Source organism: Ignavibacteriales bacterium (assembly GCA_026390595.1).
Lineage (GTDB): Bacteria > Bacteroidota > Ignavibacteria > UBA10030 > UBA10030 > UBA9647.
Map to the genome: position 1 here is coordinate 1 of JAPLFQ010000035.1, position 7,065 is coordinate 7,065.

Here is a 7,065-nt window from a genome sequence, read left to right on the forward strand (position 1 = left end):
GAATCATCGCCCGTTTGAAAATGACGCGCTCTGCCAAATAATCCGTCACTGCGAGCGAGTCCCTCTGACCCGTGACTTTGAAGGGGACGAGCGAAGCAGTCCGGTGGGATTGTCCTCGATCTTTAGATCGGTCCAGCACTCACAGGTCGGGGTGAAACCTCTTCACCATCTTGCCATTGGATTGTCTGCTATGGCAAAGCCGATGTATGTATACATACTCACGAATCAAAGGCACACCGTGCTTTACACCGGAGTGACGAATGATCTCGAGAGGCGTTTGGCGGAGCATAGATCGAAGGAGAACCGGGGGTTCACTTATAGATACAATGTGACGAAGCTGGTGTACTTCGAGGAGTTCGACAATCCGGATGATGCCATACAGCGGGAGAAACAGATCAAGGCGGGATCGCGACAGAAGAAGCTTGATTTGATAAATGGCCTGAACCCGGGATGGAGGGATCTGGCAGAGATTTCGGACTAGCAGGATCTCGCTAGAGGCTATCTCAAAAACGCCAGCCACGTCATTGCGAGGCGCTTTTAGCCGAAGTCCCGCTCTTTGGATCCGCCTCTATGCGGGATCCGGAAGGGCGGACAATCTCTCTTTTTTGTCTCGGCAAACGTTGGTGAGATTGCGTCGCTCGCCCCTGCGGGGCATCGCTCGCAATGACTTTGAGCGTTTTTGAGATGAGTTCTAGTCGGAGTGATTGTATTGCGACCACCGGATTGCTTCGGGGCTGTCCCAAATGTAGGTCGAAATGCTATTTCGACCACGTTGAGGATCCTGAAATCTCCGAAACCAAAGAAATCTTGACTTACTCGAAGAGGTCGAAAGTACTTTTGGGACAGCCCCTCGCAATGACGTGAAACATAAGAGGCGTGACTCTTTGAAAGGTTGGGAATCATCGCCCGTTTGAAAATGACGCGCTCTGCCAAATAATCCGTCACTGCGAGCGAGTCCCTCTGAGTCGTGGCTTTGAAGGGACGAGCGAAGCAGTCCCATTCCATTCGGCAGTCTTCTTTTCGGACAGACGGAGCAGAGACGGCTCTCTACAAATATACATTCCATAACCCTGATGAAATTCCTCAAATACTGGTCCCCCGTCCTCCTGTGCATCGGCTTCATCTATTGGATGTCGACCGGCATGTTCTCGGCTCACAATACGTACTTTTTCCTCGAGCCGGTTATCCGGTTCTTCTTTCCTTCGATATCGCATCGAAGACTCGTGATGATTCACAATCTCTTGCGCAAAGCTGCGCATGTTACAGAGTACTTTGCCATCGGCTTGCTCCTCTTCCGCGCATTCCGAAGCGGCTCAACCGACCGGCGTTACCTGCGCTGGGCCTTGTCTTCGATAGTGGTCATCGTGTTCCTGGCCGCTGGGGACGAGTACCATCAGTCCGGGATAGCTACCAGAACGGGCTCGCTTGCGGATATCGGGATTGATACCACGGGAGGAACGCTGGCCCAATGTGCAAGCGTGCTGTGGAATTATCGGCGAAGAAAAGACTCATGATCAAATCCGTCGTAATCGAAATTGCTTCCATCGTACTGGAACCCATCTCAAAAATGCTCACGCAAAGACGCCAAGACAGCAAAGGCAAGATCTTGAGTTGAAGATTCTCTCCTTTGCGGCTTTGCGTGAAAGTCTCATCTTATCGAGGTGCTTCTTAGATGGCTTCTACTCAACGTGTGAAATAGCCTGACATCCATGAGAATCTGTCTTATAGCAGAATCCTATCCGCCCGCTCTCGGAGGCGTCGAGTTCGCACTGCAGCAGCTCGTAGAAGGCTTCGTTGCCCGGGGACATCAGGTGCGTGTCATCGCTGCGAGCTGGGAGGGGCACGCGCCGGGAGTTGAAACCCGCGGCAGCTTGACGATAGAGCGGATCCGCACGTTGTTTTTCCTGAAGAGGTTCTGGTTCATTCTCTTTTCTATTCCCGGCGTAGTCCGCGGCGCACGTTGGGCTGAGGTTGTCATGGGAAGCACGTTTGCGGGGGGGCCGCCGGCGTTTCTCGGAGGATGGCTCGCAGGCAGGAAGAAGGTGCTGCTCGTCCACGAGGTGTACGGGAAGCGATGGTTCCGATTCGAGCCAAACGTCGTCCGAGCGCTGTTCTACGCAATAACCGAATGGATCATAGTGCGACTGCCGTTCGACGGGTACGTCGCTCCTTCGCAGTATACGAAGGACTCGCTCTGTTCAGTCGGTGTGCCTGAGCGGAAGATCACCGTCATCCACCACGGCGACTCAAAGCTTCCGGCAGTCACTGTTTCACGTGAAGAACTCCGCAAGAAGCTCGGTATTGGCACGGACGATTTCATGTTTCTCGCGTATGGGCGCACCGGCGTGACGAAGGGCATAGAGTACCTCGTCGAAGCGATTCCCCAGGTCTCGGCGAAAGCCAGCAAGGCGAAATTTGTTCTCGTACTCTCGGGGTACGACCGAAGGATTTGGCAGAACCTGCAGCTCGCCATCGGGGTTATTCCTTCGGGCATCTGCACGTTTGTCCCGCCTGTACCGCGCGATGGTCTGGCGGCTTACGTTGCAGCGGCTGACAGTGTCGTCGTCCCGTCACTTTCGGAGGGCTTTGGCTTCTCCGCCCTTGAAGCGTGCAATGCCGGGAAGATCGTCGTGGCCACGGATGCCGGTTCGTTGCCGGAGGTAGTGTTTGGGAACCATGTGTTTGTAAAGGCTGGATCAGCCGACGCGATTGCGGAAGGATGTATTAAGGCGATTAATGGGCAGGTGGATGTTACGCCTGTGAAGAACTTCAGCTGGGAGAAGGCGGTGGGGGAGTATCTCGGGCTGTATGATGGGCTTCTTGGTGGATCTGGCACAGAACCGAAACCATAGCACTCAGCAGCATCTGAACTTCAAATCACAATCTTCAAACTTAGAACTTGGAACTTCAAACTTCAAACTTCAAACTCCAAACTCATAACTCTCATCTTCGCGTCACGCTTGTTTTCTTCCGAGGAACATTATGAAGACCATTGCTGAAGCACCTGTCCGGATAGACTTCGCCGGCGCATGGACAGACGTCCCTGCGTTCTACGAGACCTTTGGTGGCGCAACGCTCAATGCGGCGATCCAAAAATACGTCCACGGCGAATTGCTGAGCGGGGATCACAGGAAGGCTAAAGACGGGATGACGGTGCATTATGAAGCAGATCTTCCCTGGGGTGCGGGACTGGGAAGTTCCGCCAGCATGAACGTGCTCTGGCTCGGTTTGATCAAGGGGCGTCCGCTTACCAGTGTTCAGGAACGCCTGGTTCTAGCCGAGGATGCTTTCAAGATTGAAAAAGTTCTCGGCATCATTGGCGGGAAACAGGACCAATGCGCTTCTGCTGTCGGTGGGATCAACGTGTTTGAGTTCACCAGGGATGGAATTCGGGCTCTTCCTGTGGGGCTTTCCGCCTCGCGCGTCCGGGATCTTGAATCATGCCTGCTTCTGTGCTACACACGCACGGCGCGGCTTTCTTCCAGAATCCATGAAAACGTCTGGGGCAATTTCGCGAAAGGTCACCGAGACATCATCGACGCGTTGATCCGCATGCGTGATTCTGCCTATGAAGGCAAGGAAGCGCTGGAGAAGGGGGATTTCGAGAAATTCGGACAAATCCTGTCGATGCAGTTCGAGTGCACGAAGATCATGGACGGCTCGACGAGCAACCAGATGCTCGAAGACTTGTTCTCGCTCGTCAAAGGAGATATCCTTGGGGGCAAACCGTGCGGAGCGGGAGGGGGCGGCTGCGTATTGTTCTGCTGCAACGGAGCCGAGGGGAAACGGAGGGCGGCTGAGAAAATCACAAATGCCGGATTCACGATTCTCGATCTGGCATTTGATTTCCAGGGGCTCCGAGTGAGCATTGAAAGCTAGGCGCTTCACAAAAAGAAGCTCGCCATCGCGCACGTTTTGTCAACGTTGCCGCCTTGCCGACAACCGAGTGTTTCTGCTATGATTAGCTGCCAACGCACCAAACCGCTGTGATCGCGGAGGGATGTGTCAGGAATTTTACTGAGGTAAGCTTTCCTCAGACATGATCTTGCGAACTTGAAAAGTACATTCCAGAAATGCTTCGAAAACATCGAGGCGCAGCAATAGCCCACCAACAGCACCGTCTATCGCCCACAGGCGATTGTTTTTCAGGGAGGAAGTATGAAAAGATTGTTGAGCACCGTTGTCCTGCTTTTCGGTTTCTTTGCATGTTCTTACGGTCAGCACATTGGTCTTACCGGGAATCTCTACGCCGCTTTGCAGAATTGGTCGAAAGTAGGGGATGGCTCAGATTCAAAAATTGGTTTTGGAGGTGGCGGAATGGTTGGGCTTGCTCTCGTCTTTGACAGCAGTATGACCTTTGCCGTGGGGCCACATGTCGCATACAATTCGTGGACGGCTGATTATTCAAAGAAGTCGGTGAGCTTCGCTGAAAATGTTGTGTTTAATATGGAGGATGCTGGGTCGGAGGCCTCGTTGCTTCTGGACGACATCGCCGTGTTTATGGGGGTCGGCGAGTCCAAAATGGAGGCCTACTATACGTTGAAGGGCGGAACAAAAGTGCCGTACCCGACTCTGGACGGCAAAAAAGCAAAATACACAACCGCAGGACTCAGTTACAATTTGTCTCCCTTGTTTATTGGTGTCTGCGTCCATTCGTATGCCGATTTTGCAAAAGACGCGAGTCGGATTGAGTTTCGGCTGGGCCTTCATCTCTAATTCCACCAAACCCATGCTCGTCGGGAGCTCCGCTCCCGACGGTCGTGGCAGGGATAAACGAGCACGTTGCTATGAACAACCATCAATGGCAGGTACTCGCCGGCATGCCTTGCATTGACTCTTCCTCACAAAACGACTAACTTAATAGTGGTGCCGTGTCCAATTATTTATGTTGTATTCTTCATCGCAGAGGCGCTGAGTTCGCGGAGAATCGCAGAGTGCCAGGGGAATATCCTCTGCGGTGCTCGGCGTTCTCGGCGTCTCCGCGTTGAAAACCAGAAACGTCAAAACACAAGATCTCTTCTTAGCTAGCATCTATGGAAAAGTCTGTCAGAAAATACTCCCTTGAGGATCCAGCCCAAGAATCCGATGACAGGGAGTACTGGATGAAGCAAACCTACGAGTACAAGATCTCAGTGCTCGAGCAACTTCGTTCTGTCTGGGCAGGGTTGAATCCTGAATGGCGGGAGAATGGAAATCTCAAAGGACTTCGAAGAGTTTTTCGGATTGCTAAACAAATATGACGTTCGATATCTTGTTGTCGGTGGCTACGCTGTCGCGATCCATGCCAGACCGAGATTCACTAACGATATCGACATTTTTATTGAGGCAAGCGAAGCAAACGCTCGAAAACTCGTCGCAGCCCTTCAAGAATTTGGATTTGGGGACGTGGGTATTGCAGTCGAAGACCTGGTCAGACCCAATCAGGTTCTTCAGTTAGGATATCCGCCCTTCAGAATAGACTTGCTCACATCGATCTCCGGAGTAGCCTTCGCCGCTGCTTGGCCTCGGAAAGTGAGCGCGGAGTACGGCGGTCAAAGTGTCTATTTTATCGGCAAAGAAGATCTGGTTGTGAATAAAAGGGAGGCAGGGAGGAAAAGGGATCTTGAAGATCTGAGTGATCTGCTTTGATGGATGCGAAGCCCCCATGCTCGAGGCCGACTAAAATGTAGAGGCTGTCTCAAACGTAGGTCGAAATGCTATTTCGACCACATTGAGGATTCTGAAAACACCGTCGTTGATCGAATCTCGACGTTACTCAAGAGGTTGTCGGTACTTTTGAGACAGCCTCTGGTCGCGTTTCAAGAATCGTCCATATTCCTCAACTCTTGAACTTACTCCGACGGTTGGAAGTACTATTTGGACGGCCTCGGTCGTGGCCGGAGGTTCGCGTGCATAGTTTCAAACAGCGGGAGGAGAGTCAGGTGATCACTTCCTGATCTGCCGGTACACTCTCTCAATTTCCGCCGCCGTCACCTCATTCCTGAAATCACTCTCGACGGTCTTCCTTCCCTCAACCCACTTCGCATTTCATTATTCGATGTTCGGTTGTTCGACATTCAAGCGAAAAACAAACCCACGCTTATCGGGAGCTCTGCTCCCGATGAAACGTTTGCGCCTCGGGTGACTGTCACCTTCCACCGAATCAACCGTGAGGTGCCAGTCACCTTCCTACGCATCCCTGTTCGTGAAGTGACCGGCACCCAGGTTTGAATCGCCGAAGGTGACGGTCACTCACTCACTTTCTGATCTGTCTGTAGATTCTTTCTATTTCTCCCGCCGTCACCTCATTCCTGAAGCCACTCTCGACGGTCTTCCTTCCTTCAGCGCCTAACGATTTACGCAGGCGTGCATTCCCTGCCAGCTCCAGCATCGCTTCCGCGAGTCCACGAGTGTTTTGTGGAGGAACAAGCAAACCGTTGACGCGGTCTTGAATAACGTCCAATGGACCTCCCTCTGCGAAAGAGATCACTGCTGTTCCTGACGCCATCGCCTCAAGAAGAACGATCCCCAATCCCTCAGGCTGTTTCGAGCAGAGCACGAGCACATCCAGCTCATGCATCAGCTCCGGCATTTGTTCACGCGGGACGAGCCCCCGGAATTCGATTTGTTGTGACAGACCGTGACGCCGGACTGTTTCGCGTAGCGACTGCTCCCTGTCTGCAATGTCTTCTCTTTCATGGCCAACAATGACAAACCGCAGGTCTTTGTGCGATTCCAGGGCGATCCTGGCTGCCTCGATGAACGTGTCCTGTCCTTTCCGTCTATGCTCCAGCCGTCCGACAATTCCGAAGGTGGTCACCTTCTTTGATCTGCCAGATTTCTGAGGCCGGAAGAGTTCCGTGTCGATCCCGTCGTGTATGACCACCGCCTTCCTGTTGTCTCCGAACTGTTGGCGCACCGCCGCGCTGATGCAGACCACCCTCGCGGAGAGCGAAAGGATGAGCCATCGCCAGATATTCCACAGGAAAGGGGAGATGTGATGCTTCTCGATGATCTCGCGAATGTGCCAGACGTGCGGAATGCCGAGCATCCTGGCCGCGAAAGCCCCCGGGAGTATGAGCACGT

The 7,065-nt window shown here is 53.0% G+C and carries 7 protein-coding genes; 6 read left to right on the top strand and 1 reads right to left on the bottom strand.

The genetic code is table 11. From position 1 onward, the window contains the following. The 6 genes from NTU47_18660 to NTU47_18685 form a co-directional block, all read left to right on the top strand. The coding region (locus tag NTU47_18660) for a GIY-YIG nuclease family protein (protein MCX6135830.1) at positions 1-481 on the top strand (481 nt) is incomplete at its 5' end. A 592-nt stretch (positions 482-1,073) separates the two neighbouring features. After that, positions 1,074-1,514, top strand: a complete 441-nt coding sequence (locus tag NTU47_18665) for a VanZ family protein (GenBank protein MCX6135831.1) — start codon at positions 1,074-1,076, stop codon at positions 1,512-1,514. 195 nt (positions 1,515-1,709) lie between these two features. Beyond that, positions 1,710-2,852, top strand: coding sequence for a glycosyltransferase family 4 protein (locus NTU47_18670; GenBank protein ID MCX6135832.1), 1,143 nt, complete (start codon positions 1,710-1,712; stop codon positions 2,850-2,852). Positions 2,853-2,982: 130 nt separating this feature from the next. Beyond that, on the top strand, positions 2,983-3,879 hold the full coding sequence (locus NTU47_18675; protein ID MCX6135833.1) for a hypothetical protein: 897 nt from the start codon (positions 2,983-2,985) through the stop codon (positions 3,877-3,879). A 279-nt stretch (positions 3,880-4,158) separates the two neighbouring features. Next, positions 4,159-4,716, top strand: a complete 558-nt coding sequence (locus NTU47_18680) for a hypothetical protein (protein ID MCX6135834.1) — start codon at positions 4,159-4,161, stop codon at positions 4,714-4,716. A gap of 471 nt (positions 4,717-5,187) precedes the next feature. Then, positions 5,188-5,628, top strand: coding sequence for a nucleotidyltransferase (locus NTU47_18685; protein ID MCX6135835.1), 441 nt, complete (start codon positions 5,188-5,190; stop codon positions 5,626-5,628). A gap of 607 nt (positions 5,629-6,235) precedes the next feature. Here NTU47_18685 and NTU47_18690 read toward each other — a convergent pair. Beyond that, positions 6,236-7,065, bottom strand: an 830-nt coding sequence (locus tag NTU47_18690) for a glycosyltransferase family 4 protein (protein ID MCX6135836.1), incomplete at its 5' end; no start/stop codon positions are given.